21 protein-coding genes are annotated in these 22,962 nt (G+C 32.6%); 6 read left to right on the forward strand and 15 right to left on the reverse strand.

The window, feature by feature from the left end; genetic code table 11:
• Nucleotides 1–125 precede the first annotated feature (125 nt).
• From GW534_RS01460 to GW534_RS01470, 3 genes are all read right to left on the reverse strand, one after another.
• Nucleotides 126–305: a hypothetical protein gene (locus tag GW534_RS01460; protein ID WP_161919279.1), complete on the reverse strand. Its 180-nt coding sequence runs from the start codon at nt 303–305 to the stop codon at nt 126–128.
• Between the two features lie 101 nt (nt 306–406).
• Nucleotides 407–1,189, reverse strand: a complete 783-nt coding sequence (locus GW534_RS01465) for an HAD family hydrolase (RefSeq protein WP_161919280.1) — start codon at nt 1,187–1,189, stop codon at nt 407–409.
• 420 nt (nt 1,190–1,609) lie between these two features.
• Nucleotides 1,610–3,709 (reverse strand): ATP-dependent helicase, encoded by a 2,100-nt coding sequence (locus GW534_RS01470; protein ID WP_161919281.1) that lies wholly within the window; start codon nt 3,707–3,709, stop codon nt 1,610–1,612.
• Between the two features lie 181 nt (nt 3,710–3,890).
• Between GW534_RS01470 and GW534_RS16085 the strand changes: the two genes are divergently transcribed.
• On the forward strand, nt 3,891–4,055 hold the full coding sequence (locus GW534_RS16085) for a hypothetical protein (protein ID WP_202630790.1): 165 nt from the start codon (nt 3,891–3,893) through the stop codon (nt 4,053–4,055).
• 63 nt (nt 4,056–4,118) lie between these two features.
• Here GW534_RS16085 and GW534_RS01475 read toward each other — a convergent pair whose 3' ends face one another.
• Nucleotides 4,119–4,424 carry a hypothetical protein gene (locus GW534_RS01475; RefSeq protein ID WP_161919282.1) on the reverse strand — a complete coding sequence of 102 codons (306 nt, stop codon included), beginning with the start codon at nt 4,422–4,424 and terminating at the stop codon, nt 4,119–4,121.
• A gap of 279 nt (nt 4,425–4,703) precedes the next feature.
• Nucleotides 4,704–5,036: an apurinic/apyrimidinic endonuclease family protein gene (locus tag GW534_RS01480; protein ID WP_161919283.1), complete on the reverse strand. Its 333-nt coding sequence runs from the start codon at nt 5,034–5,036 to the stop codon at nt 4,704–4,706.
• A gap of 75 nt (nt 5,037–5,111) precedes the next feature.
• Here GW534_RS01480 and GW534_RS01485 point away from each other — a divergent pair, with 75 nt between their 5' ends.
• Complete coding sequence (locus tag GW534_RS01485; RefSeq protein ID WP_161919284.1) at nt 5,112–5,657, forward strand: hypothetical protein; 546 nt, start codon at nt 5,112–5,114, stop codon at nt 5,655–5,657.
• 14 nt (nt 5,658–5,671) lie between these two features.
• Here the strand turns inward: GW534_RS01485 and GW534_RS01490 are convergent, their stop codons facing one another.
• On the reverse strand, nt 5,672–6,289 hold the full coding sequence (locus GW534_RS01490) for a hypothetical protein (RefSeq protein ID WP_161919285.1): 618 nt from the start codon (nt 6,287–6,289) through the stop codon (nt 5,672–5,674).
• Between the two features lie 212 nt (nt 6,290–6,501).
• On the opposite strand from GW534_RS01490, the gene GW534_RS01495 reads away from it, so the two are divergent.
• Together GW534_RS01495 and GW534_RS01500 are read left to right on the forward strand one after the other, a co-directional pair.
• Complete coding sequence (locus GW534_RS01495) at nt 6,502–6,663, forward strand: hypothetical protein (protein ID WP_161919286.1); 162 nt, start codon at nt 6,502–6,504, stop codon at nt 6,661–6,663.
• 164 nt (nt 6,664–6,827) lie between these two features.
• Nucleotides 6,828–7,589 carry an acyl-[acyl-carrier-protein] thioesterase gene (locus tag GW534_RS01500; protein ID WP_161919287.1) on the forward strand — a complete coding sequence of 254 codons (762 nt, stop codon included), beginning with the start codon at nt 6,828–6,830 and terminating at the stop codon, nt 7,587–7,589.
• Between the two features lie 40 nt (nt 7,590–7,629).
• Here the strand turns inward: GW534_RS01500 and GW534_RS01505 are convergent, their stop codons facing one another.
• The 7 genes from GW534_RS01505 to glgB form a co-directional block, all read right to left on the reverse strand.
• Entirely contained in the window at nt 7,630–7,905 is a 276-nt protein-coding gene (locus GW534_RS01505; protein WP_161919288.1) for a YqhV family protein, read from the reverse strand.
• Between the two features lie 23 nt (nt 7,906–7,928).
• On the reverse strand, nt 7,929–8,072 hold the full coding sequence (locus GW534_RS16300; RefSeq protein WP_161919351.1) for a transcriptional regulator SplA domain-containing protein: 144 nt from the start codon (nt 8,070–8,072) through the stop codon (nt 7,929–7,931).
• 215 nt (nt 8,073–8,287) lie between these two features.
• Entirely contained in the window at nt 8,288–10,723 is a 2,436-nt protein-coding gene (locus GW534_RS01515) for a glycogen/starch/alpha-glucan phosphorylase (protein ID WP_161919289.1), read from the reverse strand.
• A gap of 12 nt (nt 10,724–10,735) precedes the next feature.
• Entirely contained in the window at nt 10,736–12,166 is a 1,431-nt protein-coding gene (gene glgA, locus GW534_RS01520; protein ID WP_161919290.1) for a glycogen synthase GlgA, read from the reverse strand.
• Between the two features lie 55 nt (nt 12,167–12,221).
• Entirely contained in the window at nt 12,222–13,328 is a 1,107-nt protein-coding gene (glgD, locus tag GW534_RS01525; RefSeq protein ID WP_161919291.1) for a glucose-1-phosphate adenylyltransferase subunit GlgD, read from the reverse strand.
• The gene (locus GW534_RS01530) at nt 13,325–14,485 is read right to left on the reverse strand and encodes a glucose-1-phosphate adenylyltransferase (RefSeq protein WP_281351944.1); all 1,161 of its coding nucleotides are present in this window, start codon (nt 14,483–14,485) and stop codon (nt 13,325–13,327) included. The genes glgD and GW534_RS01530 overlap by 4 nt, the downstream gene beginning before the upstream one ends.
• Nucleotides 14,482–16,395 carry a 1,4-alpha-glucan branching protein GlgB gene (gene glgB / locus GW534_RS01535; protein WP_161919292.1) on the reverse strand — a complete coding sequence of 638 codons (1,914 nt, stop codon included), beginning with the start codon at nt 16,393–16,395 and terminating at the stop codon, nt 14,482–14,484. Before glgB ends, GW534_RS01530 begins: the two co-directional genes overlap by 4 nt.
• Nucleotides 16,396–16,651: 256 nt before the next feature.
• On the opposite strand from glgB, the gene pulA reads away from it, so the two are divergent.
• Together pulA and GW534_RS01545 are read left to right on the forward strand one after the other, a co-directional pair.
• Nucleotides 16,652–18,766: a type I pullulanase gene (gene pulA, locus GW534_RS01540; RefSeq protein ID WP_161919293.1), complete on the forward strand. Its 2,115-nt coding sequence runs from the start codon at nt 16,652–16,654 to the stop codon at nt 18,764–18,766.
• A gap of 145 nt (nt 18,767–18,911) precedes the next feature.
• The gene (locus tag GW534_RS01545; RefSeq protein WP_246203842.1) at nt 18,912–19,790 is read left to right on the forward strand and encodes a CAP domain-containing protein; all 879 of its coding nucleotides are present in this window, start codon (nt 18,912–18,914) and stop codon (nt 19,788–19,790) included.
• A gap of 69 nt (nt 19,791–19,859) precedes the next feature.
• Here GW534_RS01545 and GW534_RS01550 read toward each other — a convergent pair whose 3' ends face one another.
• Together GW534_RS01550 and GW534_RS01555 are read right to left on the reverse strand one after the other, a co-directional pair.
• A complete protein-coding gene (locus GW534_RS01550; protein WP_161919294.1) occupies nt 19,860–20,303 on the reverse strand; it encodes a YaiI/YqxD family protein in 444 nt (147 codons plus the stop codon).
• Between the two features lie 46 nt (nt 20,304–20,349).
• Nucleotides 20,350–22,899, reverse strand: coding sequence for a helicase-related protein (locus GW534_RS01555; protein WP_161919295.1), 2,550 nt, complete (start codon nt 22,897–22,899; stop codon nt 20,350–20,352).
• Nucleotides 22,900–22,962: the final 63 nt, after the last annotated feature.

A 22,962-nucleotide genomic window follows, 5' to 3' on the forward strand; every position in this document is an offset into this window, starting at 1 on the left:
ATTTTTTCTTTTGTCTTTTCCCTTTTTGTTTTGAAGATCCTTGGGGTAAATCCATAAATTTATTTGCATTAATATTTCCGAATTCTACACCAAACTCAACTCGACTAATTTTTTCACTCGTTTTCTTATTCGATTGGTCTTTCATTATGTTTACCTGCTCTTCCCTTTTTGGAATTTCGATTAAATCCCTTCATTGGGTTTTCTTCTTGGGCAAATTCAGCTGTAAAATCGGTTTCTTGAATATTTTTCTTCGGGGTTTTTGTATGTTTGATGGCTGCATTTCGTTCAGCTTTCCGTTTAGCCATAGGTGATATAATCCTCCTAAGATAAAAGTTGTCACCAATAATATCCCTCTAAATTGAGAAATCATACAAATCCCTTTTCATTTTATTTCATAAGTACTTTCTTATAATTTTTCAATAATTCCAATCAGTTCCCTCAAACGGCTAATTTCAAATGTCGGTTTTACTTCGGTTGCCGTCATTTCATGATGGTTAATCCAGACAGACTTAATTCCTGTGCGATTTGCACCTTTAATATCAGTATTTAAATTATCGCCAACCATAATAACATCTTCACTTGTCAAGTTCATTTTTTGCAGGGCATATTCAAATATACCAGGGTCAGGTTTGCCTTTCCCATAATCTCCAGATATAACAATATGTTCAAAATACGGTACAAGTTCAGGTGTGATTTTTAATTTCGTATTTTGTAAATCCGGTGAACCATTTGTTAATAATAATAAACGGTATTCCTCTTTAACTTGATTTAAAACAGAAAATGTATCTTCATAAACAAACGGTGCTTTTTTACGTTCTTCCGGAAAACGTTCACCTAATTCGTAACCAAAATCTTCATCATCGATGCCAAGTTTTTTTAATCCTTCGGTCCATGTCCTTCTTCGGTATTCGGGTACAATTTCACTTAGTTGACGAAACTCCTTTGTATCATCTTTAAATTCTCCCCATAAACCTTCGAATGGATTAATCCCAATTAATTGTGTAAAGGAATAAGTTTCATAGGATGAATATAGTTTTCGTGCTTCCTCCCGTACTGCTTCTTCTAACTTTTTTGGATCTACTCCGTAACGTTCTTCTGCTACTTCACAAGTTGTTTGAAATGCTGTTGCTACACTTTTTTTGTCCCACAATAATGTGTCGTCTAAATCAAAGAAAATTGCTTTAACCATAGTTAACCTCACTTCTAGCTTTTGTTAAAAGTTTATCCTTTAGTACTGTTTTTGGCAATTAAAAAATGTATTAAATGGCAAATAAGTATATACAATTATCTGTATAAAATTTCATACCTCTTGTCGCTTGACATGGAGCCTCTGCGGGCATGCTTTCTGGCAAAGGGGGCAAGCCACAGGACTTTGCAAGGCATATCAGCCTATCATGCCCGCCACTCCATGTAAAGCGGTAAATATGCAATAATTCATGTATATGCTTAATTGCCAAACACTACAATTCTTAATTGCCATCAACAAGTACTTTATTTTAGCAAAAAGTATGTATGTTGTGTACAGAACTTAATTATTATTACGAAAAAGTGATTAAAGTTTAATTAATTCAAAAAATAGTATACATTTGATATTAAAAAAGCAATAGAGTTATCGCTCTATTGCTTCTAAAAGAAATCTTGATATTTTTGCCTTCTCAGCATGATAATTTAACGGAGCTGACATATATAATTGATTTTTTGCCCGAGTAATAGCGACATATGCCAACCGCCTTTCTTCTTCAATCGCTTCATCTGTTTTACTTAAATTTCCTTCTTTTTTCCTTCGGGTAATTCGATCTTCTTGCGTGTCAGCAAAAAGTGCAGCCTTATGTGGTAAAACATTTTCAACAAAACTAATTAAAAAGACTGTATCAAACTCCAAGCCTTTACTTTGATGGATTGTCATTAATTTTACAACATTTGCATCTTCCGCTGTTCGCATTTCTCCCATTTTTTGATGTGTCAAATTTATTTGATTAATAAATTGAAGATACTCGTTTATTGTTTTATGTTTTTTAGCAGAGTTTTCCAATTCATTTAATAATTCCATGACCATTTCCTTATGAAAGGTTAAACTTTTACGCTTATTCATTTCCAAATATTTTTCATAAGCAAAGACATTTCCTTTACGAATTTGACGAATTGCTTTTTCTGGTGTCATCTTTTTTAAAGACTTTAATTCTAATAGTTTTTCTTGCAATGCTGTAACTTGAAACGATCTTAATCGCTTTTCCATCATTTTAACGACATCTTTTAATTTGTTTGTACTCTGCTTTCCATCAATATACTCCATTGTCTCAATATGTTTTAGACTTCGTTCAACTTCATCTTTTTTCAAATAAAAGACTGAAGCAACTGATAAAATTGCTTCATCTACATTTGGATTTTGTGATAGCCGCAATATATCAACAATTGGCTTTACGAAACTATTGTTATAAAAAAGACTATCATTTCCATATGTGACGAAGGGAATTTTCCGTAATACGAACTCATCATAAATCGCTCGACTCGTAGCATTGGTCCGATAAAGAATCGCAAAATCTTTATACGATTTTTCACCGCTATTTACAAGGGACTCGATTTTGTCGGCGATGATTTCTGCTTCTTCACCAATATTTTTCGGTCGAATAAATTTTGGAAAATTCATTCCTTCTTTCATTGACTTTAAATGTTTTTCGATTTTTTTCTTACTTTTTCTGAAAATTTCATTTCCTAAGCCAACGATTTTACTCGTGGATCGGTAATTAATATCTAATATGACTTGATTTGTATTCGCAAACTCTTTATGAAAGTTTAAAATAAAGTCACTTTCTGCACCACGAAAACCATAAATCGTCTGGGCATCGTCCCCGACGACACATAAATTATTTTGAGGCGCTGCAAGTAATTTCATCAGTTCATATTGAATGTAAGATGTATCTTGGAATTCATCAACTAAAATATATTGAAACTTATTTTGATAATACTTTAATATTTCAGGCTCATACTTTAATAAAAAGTATGTTTCCAACATAAAATCATCAAAGTCAATATATTGATTATTTTCTTTCCAAGCTTCATACCGTTTATAAATTTCTTTTAATTCTTCATCAATCGGTGTTTTTGCTTTAATATCACTCGGTCTTAATATTTGATTTTTCCAATTCGAAATCATCGAAAGAATTGTTTCAGGTTGATAATCATCTTTTAAATTCATATCTTGTAAAATCTTCTTAATAATGACTAGTTTAAATTTTTCATTACTTAAAACCTTACGCTGATCACCTTGTTCACGTAAAATTCTTAAAAACACCGAATGAAAGGTACCAGTATAAAGTTGTCGATTCATATTAGGTGTAATACCGGGTATTGTACTAATTCGTTCTTTCATTTCCGTTGCCGCTTTTTTCGTATATGTTACAAGTAAAATATTTGCAGCTGGGATTTGTTTCACTGTTAACATATAACCGATTCGTGAAACTAGAACCGTTGTTTTGCCTGTACCAGCACCAGCAACAATAAGAAGCGGTCCTTCCGTTAAACGCACAGCAGCAATTTGATTTTTATTTAACTTTATATTTTTCTGCTCAAGTGAACGAAAATAATAGGAATCATGTTTATCATTTTGGACAAGGTCTACCGATGTTAACGGACTACCTTTTTCAGATATTGGTGCGTAGGAAAATACATCTTTTATTTCTTTAAACTTTTGCTCGATCACTTTCTCCACAAATACGTCCTCCAAAAAAACAATATGATTCTATTCTACTATACTTTTTACGAACTTCTAATTGAAAATGAATTATGAATTCTATTAAAAATAATACCTTATCTTACCAACGGATGTTAGTAATAATAGAAAGTATTAAAGAAATAATAAGGAACGAAAGATAAAAAGAAAGGAGCTTATTATGGCAAGAGGTAAAGCTTTTAAACATAAAAAGAAAGGACACCCTGGTCCCCTCCCTAAAGATCATATGACAGATGATAAATCTAGGGAAGCAATCGGAGATGAAGAACTTATTGTGACACAAGAAGCTTTTAAAAACCGGGTTCAAACGAAAGATTTTGGTTAAAAATTACTTTTCAAGATGGTGGGGAGTGTTTTTTCTTCCCACTTATTAGTTTACATAACATTATTATAGTTTTTCTTTTATGTTATTTCTAAGTTCTTGAAGTTCGTTTAATGATAAATTTTTCAATGACTTTTTTATTTCATCTTCAATGTTTTTTCGATTTTTTTCTTGATATTTATCCCACCACTCACGTAAACCTTCTGTATGGTCTAATAAATAGTCAAAATCAATGACTTCTACATCTTCATCCGTTATATAAGTTAAGACGCTTGCCAACATTTGATTAAGTTGCTCTATTTCTTTTTGAAGTATAGCTTCATTTTTATCTATTGTTTTATCGGATAAATTTTCAGATTGTTTTTTTGACATCCTTCCACTCTCCATAAAAAAATAAATTCTTTCTTATATAGTTTAACCAGAATTAAAGTTTAAGACTCAATTCATGCACATTTTTATAAAAAAAGAGTATGTATCCATATATTAGATACATACTCAAAAATCCCGTCTTTTTTATTTCTCTAAATCTATTAAACTCTCCCCAAAAAAATCCCCATTTGCTCGTTTGTGTAAACGATTACAAAACTATTATAACCAAATGTTAACAAATTTGTCAAACCCTATTCAATTTTTCTTCACATTTTTTACTTTTTACCATTGAATTGTAGATGAATTAATTCGACGAATTCCACGAATCGCGGTAAGTTCTTCTATTAAACGAAACATAGCTAAATTTTTTTGTTTAGCTTCAATAATACAGTCGAAATCTTGATTGAATTGTTTAGCCAGTTTTAAAACTGGAAGTACGAAATCTATATCGACAAAATCGGCATGGGATCTAATCTCTTTTTTGGATTTAGGTGAAGATAAATGAACAATAGGTCGCAGATTTCGTTTTGACCACGATTGAAAAATTCGCATTAGATAATCTTCTAAATCTAATCCCTCTTTATTCGCAATATAATGATGGTAATCTAACACCATCTTTCGGATTAAATAAGTTGCGGGGAAAAATTTATTTTTATAAGATTACTTATGGGAGAGGAGGCATTACATTTAATGAATTGGAAAAAAGTACTCGGTTGGGGTTTTGGTATTGTTATTTTTGTAGTTGGAATTATTAGTAGTTCTTATTTTCTTTTATCTTGGGGAGAAAAACCTGCTGAACAAACAAGCACAAATTCCGAGAATCAAGTAGAATCAACTACAATGAATAGTGAAAATTTTGATGAAGTTGTACATACACCAGCTGACCAGTCAATTATAACAATGGCAAATGGTTCAGATGGTCATTCATTTATTGCAAAATATCATAAATTTTATAATGATACACTCGGATGGAACCGAATTCATTCAACAGATTATGACGAACAAGTTAGAGTTGCCAAAGAAATCATCGAACAAATCGATGGTGCACAAATAAACAACGAAAAACTTGCGAATGATTTGGCAACTATAAAAGATTTGGCAGAATCATTAATTTCAAAAGAAAGTCGTCAAACGATGAGAAAATTACATCGATATTTTCACGATTTAGATATTTATTTGAACGGATATGACCGTGCTAGTACGTTCGGCTATACAGAATATAAAGGAGAGAATTAATTACATTTTTAAAATTAATAAATTGGGATCTCATACTCAAGGGATATACTTTCAATTGATTCAACATATTGATCAATTAATTCTCTTCCCTCATCTAATAATTCGTTTCCTTCAACAATTTTGGCTGGGTTTTGATTTTCAATTCCATCTACAAACAGATGAAATGCTTCTAACTGTTTTTCTGCACCACTTATATATAAAGCATGTAAATCATTTAATCTTGGATTCGAAACTTCAATCGAATATAATTCATCGATAAACTCAGTATAAATAGGAATTACTTCATTCTTTAATGCTTCAAGTGTAGTTTCGTCATCTGTATAATTTATTCCTGTAACTTCCTCATATGCTGTAATCGCTTCATCCTCTAAAATCATTGCATATCCTAAATCTACTAATAAATATGTGATTAAGTCATCCTCCATTGTGTCATTTTCCACTATGTCATCATTATCATCTTTATCTCCCTTTTTGTCTCCATCATTATTTCTATCCGTATTGTTTTGTCGGTCTTCTTTAGTATAAAATTGTTCATCTTTTTCATCTATTACCGTAATATCTTTAAAACCAGTTGAACAAGCTGTTAATCCAAGGAGCAATATAACGAAGATTATTAGGAAGTGTTTTTTCAAATTATAACCTCCTTCTTTTCTTAAAACGTATGCAGCGAACTTCGTCCAAAATGCCTCGTTTTAAAATTATATTAAATATACTTATTCATTTAGAGGAAATTCGTGTCTGTGTCTGTACATTAAAAATGGATGATTATAATTACATAACTAGGTAAATAGAATATTTATTAAAAAATGAGTTAACATAACAATATTACTAGGAGGTGAAGTCAATGGCACATGAAAAACATGGACATAATAAAAAAGTGAACAAACAAACTCTTGGTTCTGGAAACGAATATCATGAAACCCATGCAAGTAATGCACCAGGATATGGTGAAAATAGAGATTTAGCAGAGAGTCAAGTTAATCAAGACTCTTCAAAAAATCATTAAACGCCTTATTATAGGCGTTTTTTAATTTACTTTAATCTATCAAATTATAACTCTATCGTATTTTGTAGCTGAGAAGCTTCAGATACAAAATAGCAATGCGAATATATTTTTGTTACTATAATGTTAAAATGTATTCCTGAATGATTCGGAAAGGAAGTCAAATGATGGAACAAGTTAAAGATTTGATTTATAAGTCAAATATTCATGTTGACTTACGGGATGTTGATTTTTCTAGAAAGATGAAACTAAGCAATCTATTTAGTTATTTTCAAGATGTCGCGAGTTTTGCTGCGGACGAATTAGGTTTTGGAATCGAAAGACTTGCGAAGGAATTTGGAGTAGCGTGGGTACTTTTAAAAATACGTGTAGATATTGATCGTTTACCCGACTGGGATGAGGAAGTTACGATTGAAACATGGCCAATTCAACCGAAACGTGTAGAATTTCAACGGGATTTTCTTGTAAAAGATAAAAATGGTAACGTGATTATTCGTGCTGTTTCTGTATGGGTTATTATGGATATTAAAGAAAGACGGTTAAAACGGGCAGATATGATTGGTCTTCGTTATCCTGAATTATCAAGGGAACGTGCAATTGAAACGAGGCTTGGCAAACTGAAAGATTTTGGTCAGTTAGAAGAAGCTTATAAAAAAATTATTGGTTATAGTGATATTGATTTTAATGGACATTTAAATAATTCAAAATATGTTGATTTTATCATGGACTGTTTTACAATCGATGAACATGAAAAATACGAAGTTCAATCTATTGAAATGAATTTTATTAATGAAGCATTGTCAGGTAATACAATCACCCTCTATAAAGATATTTCAAATCGGCAAAATGGAATTGTATATGTTGAAGGAAGAAATGAAAATGACTATAATACAGTTTTTAAATCCGCAGTACGTATAAGAAAAAAATAATTTTTGAGGCTTAACTCCCAACAATGGGAATAGCCTCAAATTACTTGCTATTTACTCCATATAGAATGAAACAAATCCCGATAAAAATCCAAAATATTTTTGATATTGAAATTTTGTCAGCTAATCCAATTAATCCAATTGATGTCGTTAATATTAAAATTAACGGGCCAACAAAGGCCAACATACTATTTACGACTAATGCTTTTTCAATATTATTTAACTTTAAAATAATGATGGCCACTAAAATTTCAATTGTCCCTGAAAAAAATCTTAATAATGACATGCCGATAATGGCTTTATCCAAAAATTGAAACATGTTTGTCCTCTCCCCCTCTAAGACTAAATATATGACTTAGTAGGAAAAAGAAGGACAACTTTTAAACATGATATTTTATCTGGTTGTTCAGGATGGCGAACTACAGCAGCTTCTTGAATATTAGCTACATTTTGTGTATGTGGATTCCGGTAGACGACATATACGATGTCCCCTGGCTAATAGTGCTCATTCGTCTCGAATAAATTCATATCTTCACCTTCCTAAAATGCAAAATACTGTTTTCCCTTTCAACTTTAACTTTATTTTTCCATGAAACAACTTTAATATGAGTTCATGTTTATGGTATTTCTTAAACAAAAAATGGTCTAACTTACAATCCAATCATAAAATTGATTGGGATTGTTTGTTAGACCTTTTTTCCTTACTGTAACCTTTTTATTTTCCAAATATCGTTAACATATTCTTGAATCGTTTGATCGCTTGAGAATTTTCCAGAATGGGCAATATTTATAACACTTTTATGGGTCCAAACCATTTTGTCTCGATATGTTTGGTCAATCAGTTCATGGGCTTCTAAATATGGTTCAAAATCTTTCAATACAAAATAAGGGTCATTATGGAAAAGTATATGGTAATATATATCTTTAAATTCAATGACTTGCTTACCGAATTCACCATAATTTAACATATCCATAACTCTTCTGATGCGATCATCGGTATTATAAATATCTCGTGCATCATATCCACCATGTTCATAATATCTCAACACTTCTTCAGCCGTTAATCCAAATATGAACATATTTTCTTTACCAACAAGTTCACAAATTTCTACATTAGCTCCGTCCAACGTACCTAACGTTAAGGCACCATTCATCATCATTTTCATATTTCCTGTGCCTGATGCTTCTTTACTTGCAGTTGATATCTGTTCACTTATATCTGCTGCAGGAATAATTTTTTCAGCTAAACTTACATTGTAATTTTCTAAAAAGATAATTTTCAGTTTATCCTTTATCTCTGGATCATTATTTACTTTTGTAGCAACGGTGTTAATTAGTTTAATAATTTCTTTTGCAATATGATATCCTGGGGCTGCTTTGGCACCAAAAATAAATGTTCGTGGTGTTATGTTTAAATTCGGATTGTCCTTCAATTCATGATACAAATAAATGATATGGAACACATTTAACAATTGACGTTTATATTCATGAAGTCGTTTAATATGAACATCGAAAATTGATTTTTCATCAACTTTTATGCCCGTTTGATCATAAATATAACGAGCTAATGCTAGTTTGTTTTCCTGCTTTACTAAATGAAACTTCTCAAGGATTGCTTCATCCTTAGAATGTTTCAATAAATGAATTAATTGTTTCGGTCTTTGAATCCATTGATTGCCAATTAATTCGGATATTAAATTAGAAAGTTTCGGATTAATTTGTAATAGCCAACGCCTGTGTGTTATTCCATTTGTTTTATTGTTAAATTTATGAGGCTCAATTTTATAAAAGTCATTCATCACTTTATTTTTTAAAATGTTTGTATGCAACTTGGCAACTCCATTTACTGAGAAGCTTCCAACAATCGCAAGTCGTGCCATATGTATTTTATCGTAAGCGATAACGGCCATACTCGGTATTTTTTCACGCATCTCGGGATAATCGAACCAAAGCCTTTTACAAAAACGTTCATTAATTTCATGAACAATCATATATATGCGTGGTAAAAGATTTTTAAACAAATCAATTGGCCATGTTTCTAATGCTTCTTCCATTATCGTATGGTTTGTGTAGGCAAACACTTTTGTAGTTATCTCCCAAGCTTCCTCCCAGCCAAACCGCTCTTCATCCATTAATATTCGCATTAATTCTGGAATGGCGAGGGTTGGATGGGTATCATTAATTTGAATGACAACTTTCTCATGCAGTCTTGTTAATGGGAGTCTATAGTTCTTTTTGAACTGTTTAATAATACTTTGGATTGTTGCGGATGTTAGAAAATATTGTTGTTTTAAGCGTAACTCTTTCCCTTCTAAACTCGAATCATCTGGATAAAGAAAACCGGAAATTTGTTCGATTGAATGTTGATGATTAAGATCTCTAAAAAACATATCATCTAAACTATCCACTTGGTCATAGTAAATTGGTTCTGCACTCCAAAGCCGTAACGTATTTACAGTATTATTTTGATACCCGACAATCGGAACATCATATGGAACAGCTAATACTTTGTCTGTGTTTTCATATTTAAATTCCAGTGTGCCATCATTTCGTTTAAACATTTGCACATTACCGTGGAATTGAACAATAATCGCTTCATCTTCTCTCCGCGTTTCCCATGGATATGGTTCCGTTAGCCAATTATCGGGAAGTTCGACTTGGTTACCATGAATAATTCGTTGTTCAAATAAACCGTATCGATAACGAATTCCAAAACCATGACCAGGATAATTTAATGAGGCTAAGGAGTCGAGAAAACATGCAGCCAATCTCCCTAATCCACCATTTCCAAGTCCAGCATCCTCTTCTTCCTCTAAAATTTCATCAAGTATAAAACCTAGTTCTTCCATCGCTTCTTCAGTAACTTGTAATAAACCACAATTTAACAAATTATTTCGTAATAACCGCCCTATTAAAAACTCCATAGACAAATAATATAACTGTTTATTACTTTCTTCTTTATACCTTTTGTTCGTTTCTTGCCATTTTTGTCTAATTTCATTACTTACGATTCCTGCTAATGCAAAATACAACTCTTTATTTGTTGCATGTTTAATTGTTTTGCCAAATTGCTTAAAAACCGTTTCGGTCATACGGTTTTTAATCCATTCAGCCGAATAGGACGTATGTGTAGTCAAGGAAGCACCTCCTTATATTGTGATAGTTGACGGTAAAAGTGTTTCATATAACTTTGCATACTCCTTAGCAGAATTTTTCCAACTAAATTGACTTTTATTTACATTTTTCAATAATTGTTGAAAATGTTCAGGTCGGTGATATATTTCAAGAGAGTAACGTAACACATTTAAGAAATCGTGAGCATTGTAGTTTGTAAAACTGAAGCCATTTCCTTCCCCTGTAATCTCATTGTACGGCTGAATTGTATCTTTTAATCCACCTGTTTCACGAACAATCGGGACAGTTTTATATTGTAATGCAATTAATTGGGATAATCCGCACGGTTCAAATTTTGAAGGCATGACAAAAAAGTCTGCTGCAGCATACATTTTTCGTGCGAATTCTTCATCAAAAGTAATTAAGGCTCTAACTTTTTCAGGATAAACATGTTCAACATGTTTAAAGTAATTTTCAAATTGTTCGTTCCCGGTTCCTAAAACGATAAACTGAACATCATTTTGGATAAATTCATCAAAAATATGCATAATTAAATGTATCCCTTTTTGCTCAACTAAACGAGAAATTAAAATATAAAGTGGCTTTTCTCGATCGACTGGTAATTTTAATTCCTCTTGTAAAAGGATTTTATTATCTTGCTTTTTACTACGAGCAGATCGGTAGTTAATTGGGATATATGGATCGGTCAAAGGATTATATTCTTTCGTATCAATTCCATTTATGATTCCATGTATATCTTGTGCACGATGTTCTAAAATGGGATGCAAACCTTCACTATAATAAGGATATTTAATTTCTTCCGCGTAAGATGGACTAACCGTTGTAACTTTATCAGCATGGAAAATCCCAGCTTTTAGGCAATTTAACATACCATTCCACTCCATGCCGCTAATATGTTCCCGTGATAATAAGAAAAAGTCATGAAACGTATCAAGTGGCATCGTACCTTGATATTTAATATTGTGAATCGTTAAGACCATCTTTAAGTTCGGAATTGGTTGGATTATTTTAGCTAATGCAACAGCAATTCCTGCTTGCCAATCATGTCCGTGTAAAATATCAGGTTTAAAATCAAGGGCATTAAGGGCTTCTATTACAGCATGTGAGAAGAAAACAAATCGTTCCCCATCGTCATAATAACCGTAAATTCCTTTTCTCGTAAAATAATAGTCGTTCGCAACAAAATAATAGATAATTCCATTATGCTTTAAAGAATAGATCGTTGTTTCTTGATTCCGCCAGCCTAACTTCACATTAATTGTTGCTACATATTCAACTTTACTTTTCCATTCTTCACTCATTTCATCATAAAAAGGCAAAATGACACGAACATCCATATTTTCATTTTCTTTTAAACTATGAGGAAGAGAGCCAACAACATCCGCCAACCCTCCAGTTTTAATAAATGGTGCACATTCTGATGCGACAAATAGAACTTTTTCCATTTCTCTCTCCTCCCTACTACATAATGTTTTGACAAACCAGATTTAAGTATGAATACTAAATCACTTGTCTTTTCGCAACGACAAACGGTTTATCGGGTGAACCAATTAATTTTTGTCCTCGCGTTATATGAACATCTTTATCAAGGATGACATTTTCTAAATAAACATCCTCTTCAATCGTACATCTTTGCATTATAATCGAGTTTTTCACGGTAGCGCCTGTATGCACTTCAACACCCCTAAATAATACGCTATTTTCAATATCCCCATCGATGACACATCCGTTAGCAAGAATGGAACGATTTACTCGGGCATTCTTTTTATATTGAACAGATGGATTATTTGATAATTTCGTTCGCACAAAGTATTTCTGATAGAATAATTTTTCATAGTCTTCTAAAGAAAGTAAATTCATATTTTGTCGATAAAAACTTTCAACTGAATTAATAAAAGCACTATAACCCCGATAACGATAGTTTTGTATTTTTAATCCGTTAACTCTTTCTGCAATACCATTTACAAAGAAGTTATCTTTATGGTAGGCAATGCAATCATCTACGAGTTCCATTAGCAATTCCTTATTAATTATATAAACCCCTGTAAAAACTAACGGATTATGTTTATCATTCGTTATATTACGGACCCAACCAAGATCATCCGCTTCAACTCGGAAATATGGTTCATGTTCAGGTAAAAGTTCTTCAACTTGTGTTGAAATTAAGGTCACATCAGCCCCACGGTCTACATGAAACTTAAATGCTTCTTTATAATCCGTATTCGTAATAAATTGACTCCCACTAATTAACACATATTCAGCATTACTGCGGTGAAAATAATCTCGATTATTGTGGAAGAATTGTAGATCTCCTCTCGATTTATCGGAAGGGTCATGCCAATCCGGTGGTAAAATAAATAAACCACCGTTTCTGCGATCCAAATCCCAAATTTCACCCGTACCTAAATGGTCAAGTAAGGAGCGGTATTTGCTCCTAACAAATATGGCTACTTCTTCTATTCCTGTATTAACAATATTCGATAAAGTGAAGTCGATTAAACGATATCTCCCACCGAAGGGAATCGACGCTCCGTTGCGGAAATACGTTAATTCATTAAAAAATTGGTGTTCATGATCTAAGTTAATAAGTCCCATCAATCGCTTCATCGATTTTCACCACCAATTACAATAGATTTTTGTTCTAGAATCTCTCGGTTTACAACAATTGGGTCTTCATCACGGGTTGCTACTAGATGAGTTCCGTCTGGGATTGTTGTATTTTCCATAACAATTACTCTATCTAAAACACAATTTTTACCTACTTTTACTCCGGAGTGGACTATTGATTGGGTAATTATCGCATCATTATCAACTTCAACATTATGGAATAAAACAGATTGCTCAATTACACCGCCCAAAATTTTACATCCGTCATTAATAATTGAATTTTTTACTACTGCACGATCACAAATGAATTGAGGAGGAAAATTCGAATTATTCGTATAAATTCGCCAATTTTTGTTATCAAAATCAAGTTCACTATTTTCTTGTAATAAGTCCATATTCGCTTCCCAATAACTCTGTATTGTTCCGACATCTTTCCAATATCCTTCAAATTTATATGCATATAATTTTAAATCATCGTTCAACATTGCTGGAATTATATCTTTTCCAAAATCATGGCTAGATGATCTCTGTTTAGCATCTTTAATTAAATAATTCTTTAACACTTCCCATGTAAATACATAAATTCCCATTGAAGCTAAATTGTTTTTCGGATTTTCAGGCTTTTCTTCAAACTCGTAAATACTTAAGTCATCATTTGTATTTAAAATCCCAAAGCGTGATGCTTCATCCCAAGGTACTTCAATAACTGAAATTGTTGCATCAGCTTTCGTTTCTTTATGTTGATTTAATAGCTTTCGGTAATCCATTTGATAAATATGATCTCCGGACATGACAAGAACATATTTCGGGTTATATTGTTCAATGAAATGGATGTTTTGATAAATGGCATCAGCTGTACCCGAATACCAATCTCCACCATGTTTTGCAGTATATGGTGATAAAACAGTTACCCCACCATCACTACGGTTCATTTCCCACGGTTGTCCATTACCAATATGTTTCGTCAGTTCGAGCGGCGAGTATTGGGTTAATACACCAACCGTAAATATACTAGAATTTGTACAGTTACTTAACGTGAAATCAATAATCCGATATTTTCCACCAAAAGGTACTGCAGGTTTTGCCAAATGATGTGTTAACAATCCTAACCTTTTCCCTTCCCCACCAGCTAACAACATCCCGATACATTCTTTCAAGAGATCTCCTCCTCTTTTTCTACTTCCTTAATTTTTTTATATATTGTAATTGCTAATGGTGGAATTTTTACTTTAATGTGTTGGCTAAACCCATGCCATTTTTTTGGAAAGGTAAAATGTTTACTATCACTGGTCTGACCAGATCCACCATATTGCTTTTCATCCGAATTAAAAATTTCAATATAAGTGCCTTCCTTTGGAACACCAATTTTGTAATCGTAATATACAACTGGTGTAAAGTTACAAATAACAATTAATTCTTCATTATTTTTATTTCGACGAATGAATGCGATAATACTTTGATCAATATTATGCGGGTCAATCCATTCAAACCCCTTCGGATTGTGGTCTAATTCAAAAAGTTCTGAATGTTTTTTGTAAAAATGGTTCAATGATATGAAATATTGAAACATTTGATTGTGTAGTGGATAGTCAAATAAATGCCAGTCTAGCTGTTCTTTATCTTTCCATTCTGCGTATTGACCGAATTCTCCTCCCATGAATAATAATTTCTTCCCTGGGTGAGTATACATATATCCATACAACAAACGGAGATTTGCAAATTGCTGCCATTGGTCACCAGGCATTTTATCCAGTAGTGACTTTTTACCATGTACAACTTCGTCATGTGACAATGGTAGCAAGAAATTTTCAGACCAAGCATACATGAATGAAAACGTAATTAACTGATGATGCCATTTTCGATGGATTGGATCTATTTTCATATATCTCAACATATCGTTCATCCAACCCATATTCCATTTATAATTAAACCCTAATCCACCTAAATAAGTTGGTGATGTTACTAACGGGTAATCGGAACTATCTTCAGCCATCATTAAAAAACTAGGGTCCCGTTCGAAAACAACTTCATTTAATTTACGAATGAAAGCTAATGCTTCTAAATTTTCTTCACCGCCAAAAGAGTTGTAGATTTTTTCTTCCCAATCAGGACGGTCAAAGTTTAAAAACATCATACTGGCGACAGCATCGACACGTAAACCATCAATATGAAATTCCTCCATCCAATAAATCGCATTTGAAATTAAAAAACTTTGTACTTCAGGTCTTCCAAAATCAAAAGCAAGTGTCCCCCATCCATGTTTTTCAGCTTTTTTTGGATCTTGATATTCGTATAAAGGCTGACCATCAAACTTTCTTAATCCATGTGCATCTTTACAAAAATGACCAGGCACCCAATCCATTATGACACCAATATTATGCTTATGACATTCATTTACGAAGTATTTAAAATCATCTGGTGTTCCATAACGTGAGGTTACCGCATAATAACCGGTAATTTGATAACCCCAAGACAAATCAAAGGGATGTTCTAATAATGGTAGTAACTCAATATGTGTAAATCCTAACTTTTTAACATATGGTATAAGTTCATGTGCAAGTTCGCAATATGTAAGAAATTCTCCATCTTTCTTCTTCCATGTTCCGAGGTGAACTTCATAGATGGATATCGGGGAAGTGTATGGATTATACTTCTTTTTCTTTTTTTTCCATTTGACATCCGTCCACTGAAAGTTAGATGCTTTCGAAGTAATTGAGGCTGTTCTTGGTCGTAGTTCGGAACGAAATGCGTAGGGATCTGCTTTTAAAATCAATTCATCATCGGGTGTTACAATTGCATACTTATAATTTGAGCCTATAGGTATATCGGTGAAAAAGCCGACCCAGAGTCCTTCATTCGTTATTCTTTGTAATGGGTGACTTTCTGCATTCCAATCGTTAAAATCACCGACAACAGAAATATTTTTTGCATGTGGTGCCCAAGTTGAAAATCGAAATCCAGATTGACCATTCCAATTTATGAAATGGCAACCTAATATTTTATAACTATAATAATTTGTACCTTGATGGAATAAATAGATGTCTGTTTCTGAAATATTATAGTACAAATAATCCCACCTTCCACACAGAAAACATTCATGTAAAATTATTATGATTACTGTAAATTATATATGTTTTCCCAGTTATTTCAACATTTAGTATTCGACAAATTTATGTTATAAATCGAATTTTGTCAAAACTTTTTTTATTTTATTACCAATCTATTTTTATTATATAAAATAAATGTAAACGAATTGCAAATAGTGTGATAAATTTATTTTAAGATAATAAACCGTGAAAACGTATATAAACGAGGTGTAATTAATGAAACAACCTGTTGCTTGGATCGACGATGTTCATATGATGAGTGTATTGTTAGGTGACTTGACACATTTGACTATTGAAGATAATTTGCCTGTAATTTTTTGTAAAGAAAAAAAGATTCCCGTAAAGGTAAAAAAAATGATGAGTGATAAAATCGTTCAACTTTATTATGATGAAGCGCTTCCGTTAGGTGAAGAATTGTATTTAACTTGGATGAACGCGAAAATTCCAATTTATGCCGGTGCAATTGTAAGAACTCCTTGGTTTGAAGAACATTATACAAATAATGATGTGCAATTGGGAGCTACTTGTAGTAAAGACGAAACAACTTTTACTGTTTGGGCCCCTACTTCTACTTCTGTAAAAGTTATAATAAATGAAAAAAGTTTTCCAATGAATAAAAAAGAAAAAGGGATTTGGACAATTACTATTCCAGGTGATTGGCATGGGTTTTCATATGAATATGAGGTAAATGTAAATGGAAAGGTTAACCGAGTGATTGATCCTTATGCGAAATCAAGTTTAGCGAATACAAAAAGAGGAGTCATTGTTGATCTTTCACGTACATTTCAAAAAATTGAAAGTCGTCCTTTTAAAGGGAATTTACAAAATGCGATAATTTATGAACTATCGGTAAGAGATGCAACAATAAATAATAATAGTGGTGTAGTTAATAAGGGAAAGTTTCTCGGTTTAACAGAAAAAAATACAACGACAAAAAATGGTTTTTCAACAGGGCTAGACTATTTTTCACAATTAGGAATAACTCATATTGAACTGTTACCAATTAATGATTTTGCAAGAGTTGATGAAGAAAACCAGAAAAAAGATTATAACTGGGGTTATGATCCCCTTTTATATCAAGTACCAGAAGGAAGTTATGCTACATGTGTGAAAGATCCGATTAAAAGAATTAATGAATGTAAAAAAATGATTCATTCTTTCCATAAGTCTGGAATTGGTGTCATTATAGATGTCGTATTTAATCATGTTTTTATTAATGAAACAATTGAAGAGACAAATTTTGAAAAATTAGTACCAGGTTATTATTTTCGTTACCATGACAACGGTATCCTTGCCAATAGTACTGGTTGCGGTAATGATTTTGCATCTGAAAGAATTATGGCAAGAAAGTTTATCTTGGATACAGTCAATTTTTGGCTTAATGAATATAAAGTAGATGGATTTCGTTTTGATTTAATGGGGGTCCTTGATATCGAAACAATGAAAGAAGTAAAAAACAGATGTGAACAAGAAGATACACCAATTATGATATTAGGTGAAGGTTGGGATATGCCTACTGCTTTACCTGCTCATAAAAAGGCAACTAGTTTTAATTCAGAACCATTAAAAGGAATTCGATTTTTTAATGATTATTTTAGAGACACATTAAAAGGAAATTTATTCCACACTGGTGAGCGCGGCTATGTAAACGGCTATGGCCATTTTTTCGAACGAATCCCTGCTCTTTTATCGGGATCGTCTATACTAAAATATGGTCATACAGTAGTCTCGGAGCCGACACAAACAATAAATTACGTAGAATGTCATGATAACCATACCCTTTGGGATCGTCTCGCAATTACAAATGAATATGAGTCTGAGGACGTTCGAAAAAGAATGCATCAAATTGCGACTGGTATCACCTTACTTGCTCAAGGAGTGCCATTTATTCATGCTGGTCAAGAATGGTTTCGAACAAAATCCGGAGTTGAAAATAGCTACAATGCTAGCGATGAAATAAATGAATTAAATTGGAAAAAACGTGAAGAAGAAAATGATAATATCGAATATGTAAAATCATTAATCGATTTACGAAAAAAATACAAACATTTCCGCTTACAAACGAAAGAAGAAATATTATGGTGTCTTCATATTTTGAATACACCTGCACCAATTTTTGGTTATACCATTCTTGGTGATGACGAAGATTTTGTCATTTATATAAATCCAACTTCAGAAACACATAAACTTCACCTCCCATCATCAAGCCGATGGCACATTATGATATCAAATCAAATGGATTTTTATAAAGACAATCGAGAATTTAATGGCGAATTTATGAACATCCATCCATTTGAATTGATAGTATTAATGAAATCAGTAATTACTTAATTTATTAAAACGCCTAAATATGGCGTTTTTTTTTATTTAAAATAAACATCCCCTGCCATTTGAAAAATATTTTCCAACTATATTTTTTTCTAAACGTTGAAAGATATAAATGTTCCCATATAAATTTTGATAGGAGAGGATATAGTTGAATAAACATATAAGAAAGTTGTTTATCATTTTAACAACAGCTTTTCTTTTAACCGCTTGTAATGGGAATAACAACGCAACAAAAGATAATAATGATATTACAAATACAACGAATCCTACAACTGTAAATGAAAATCCATACAGATTTGTAAATAATCGTAATGGATTAAACGGTGAAGATGTTCGTGACAATTTTAATAAATATCACCATAAACGAAATGACGATGACAATATTTCAGCTTTATACACAACTCAGAATAGTAAAAATTATCCACATACGAAAGCAATTGTGATTCAAGAAGCAAAATATGATTTCGTAAAAGTTGATGGAGAACAAAAAGATCAAATCATTAATAAAATCCAAAAATATGCCGATAAATTTCAACAAAAAACAGGGCAGAAACAACAACCACCGGTAGACCAAAAACAACCAACACAACCAGAACAAGCTCAACCTGAAACTCAAAATAAAGAGCAAGCACAAAAGCCTGCAGCTGGTATTAGTGAATTTGTCCAAAAAGTGATTGATTTAACGAACCAACAGCGTAAAAGTAATGGACTTAAGCCATTAACAGCAGATCCTGCTTTAAGTAATGTAGCATTAAAAAAATCACAGGATATGGAACAAAATAATTATTTCTCCCATACTAGTCCAACGTATGGATCACCATTTGATATGATTAGGGACTTTGGTATTGATTACAAATCAGCTGGGGAAAATATCGCGCAAGGACAAAAAACACCTGAAGAAGTTGTAAAAGCGTGGATGAATAGTGAAGGTCACAGGGCAAATATATTAAATGCGAACTTTACTCATATTGGTGTTGGGTTTGAAGAATCCGGATATCACTGGACACAAATGTTTATAGGGAAATAAAAAATTATGGGTGCTAATTTTTCTCAGCACCTATAATTTTCTTTTTTTGGTTTACATAATAACATTATCTTACTCAGTTATTTTTTTACATAATTTAGTGAAGTTTTCAACAAATTTTTGGTCTTCTTCTACTGACCGTTTTTTAGGTCCCTTTAGTCGATTACCGGCTCGTCTAGCTTTTTGTGAAACATGTCGCATATGTAAAAGGCGCTCGATGTTTTCCTCTGTATAAAGCCAACCGTTCTGATTAATAACATACCCTTGTTTTGCAAGTGCCATTGCGGCTAAACCATAATCTTGCGTTACTACAATATCGCCCTTCTCAACGCGATTTACAAGGACAAAATCCACCGCATCAGCCCCTTTATCAACTAAAATCGTTTCAACACCATCGCGGTCAATGCGGTGAGAAGTATCACATATCAAAATAACTGGTAAACTAAACTTCGATGCAATTTGAATCGTTAAATCAACGACTGGACACCCGTCAGCATCTACTAAAACTTTAGGCAAGAGAAACACTCCATCCACTTTTTTATATCCATTATAACAAGTTTTATCAACTATAAAATCTGCGGCTGTAACAGCGGTCACAAATTGCATAAGGATGGTCATAAGGTAGTTTTTTACCACAACGTTTACACTGTTTTTTATACGTATCGATTGCTTTCTTTAAAAAGTCATTCGCTTCGTCACTAATTTCTTGACGTAGCCGTTCCCAGTATGTTGCCTCTGTTTTTCTCCCCAATTTATATAAAAACAATAGATGTAAACCAATCGCTTTATATGTTAATTCCACCTCTTCAAGGCTACCTCTTTTCACCGGTGGTTCTGGTAAATCTTCATTGTTTACAATTGCTTCCATTGTTTCCAACCAAAGTTCTGTCAACGCCTTTTCGCCTGAAGAAAATGGTAAATGTAAAAATCCGTACAAATCTACGATAGAAAACCTTGCTTCTATGTCAGTACCTTTAACTAACTCATATAATTCCTGTTCTTGTGCAAGAGTTGCCTTCACTGTACCTTTTGGATTATTAAATTTCTTCCATAGTTCAAAAAACTCACTGAGATCATGACGATACTTTTGGAATCGTTCCAGCATTGCATTCGTCGGTGCAATCGTAAATGTTTTAAGTGAAACGTCTTCTTTTAACAATAGTTCTTCCATTTTTTTATAATCATTAACGAAAGCAACTTTTCCAACGTTATAAATCCCTTTCCGGCCAGCACGTCCAGCAATTTGTTTTACTTCTTGAGATGTTAAACGACGCTTCCTTACTCCATCAAATTTTTCATTTTCTAAAAATACAATTCGTTTAATCGGTAAATTTAATCCCATACCAATCGCATCCGTCGAAACGACAACATGAGTTTCGCCGTTAATAAAACGCTCAATTTGACGCTTTCTCGTCTCAGGAGGCATACTTCCGTAAATCATACTTACTTTCTTTTTTCGTCTCTGTAAGAAACTCGCTGTTTCTAAAACTCGTTTACGTGAAAAGCAAATTAACGCATCACCTTTTTTCACATGTTCAATGGAAAACTTTTTCTGTTCAACTTTTAACGGAATGTCACGTTTATATTCATGAACAGTAATTTTTGAACCTTCCAATAGTTGCAGAAGCATTTCCTTACTATTTTTGCTTCCAATAATATGGACTTCTTTTGCATTAGCTCCGGTAATAGCACGATACCAGGCAAATCCTCTTTCTTTATCGGCGATCATTTGTGCTTCATCGATAACAATACAGTCGTAATCATCTTTTTCATAAAACATTTCAACTGTACTTGAAACATGCTTGGCACCTTCTGTTTCTTTTTCTTCCTCACCGGTTTTTAAATTACATGGAACGCCGTCTGCATTTAACTTTTCATATACCTCTAATGCTAGTAATCGAAGTGGAGCTAAATAACAGCCTGAAGCAGCTTCTTTTAACCGCTCCAAAGCTCGAAACGTTTTCCCTGTATTTGTTTCACCTATATGGAGAACATAATGGGTGGATTTGTCTCCTCGCGAATGAGTTAATTGTCCGAAAACATCGGCCATCATGCGTCTTTCTTCTTCTTGTTTCCGTTTTCTTTCAATTTCTTCTTGAATGCGGCGTTCTTCTTGACGTTTTTGATGTTCAGTTAATAGCTCTAAATGAGGAAGAACATCATAAGGAATCTCAGCCGTTTCCAATATATCTGGCACATATTCATAAGCAATTAATTTAGAAAATTCATCGGCTAATTTTTCTACATGTTCGGAAATGATTTTTAAAAATCTTTTTTGTTTCAATTGCTTGCCAGTTTCACGTTCATAAACCGTAAAAACATTTGAAAAGTCTGCTGCAAATTCATCAGTAAAAAGATCATAAGTATATTCGTTTATGAGATGATAATATCGATCACCATACGTTTCGAAATCCCAATACAACCTTCCCCATTCATATCCTTCAACGTAACCACCGGTAAACTCTTCGAAGAATTCATTTACTTGTTTAAAATCACCTGGTTGAATAAAACCATTTTCAATTAACCGTTCATTATCCCAGTTTTTCCCAACTAATTTGAATCGAGTATTTCGAACTAAATCTTTACTTAATTGCACAGCAGTCCGATATCGAACATAAGTATAAAAGTGATTAAAAAACTCATCTATTCTTCTACGAATTAATTTATGAATTTCAAACTCCACTGCTTGACGATTTTGTTCAAATTGCTGTTGTTCTTCTCTTTGATTTAATTTTTGTTTAGCTTCTTCATAAAGTTGGTCCCAAAGTTCCTCTGTCATATGTTCTTCTAACCACTGATCTGTTTGAAAAACATGTTCTTCTGCTATTGTATTAATAAACAGTTTTTTGACTAACTTTTTACTTGCATCGTCAAATTCAATCCCCTTTTCAATTAAATATTTCTTTCGTTCTTTTAGTGAAAAAGCACTTTGGGCTTTATTTGACCAAATATTGTTCCATATTTGTTGAATAAACTTGTTTCGATTTTGTAAGTAGTTAGCAAAACTCGGTTTTTCATCATGTAATTCCATATAACGTTTTATATCTTCTAAAATCTTTTCTTTCGTCCGTTCAACTGCTTGATTGTATAAGTCATTAATTTTTTCCTTCATTTATGTTCCCCTACTTGTTGACATTAATAATCGTTATAAATATAGTATGGCACTGAAATCTTA

This window comes from Pallidibacillus pasinlerensis, from assembly GCF_009996845.1.
GTDB classification, from domain to species: domain Bacteria; phylum Bacillota; class Bacilli; order Bacillales; family Caldibacillaceae; genus Pallidibacillus; species Pallidibacillus pasinlerensis.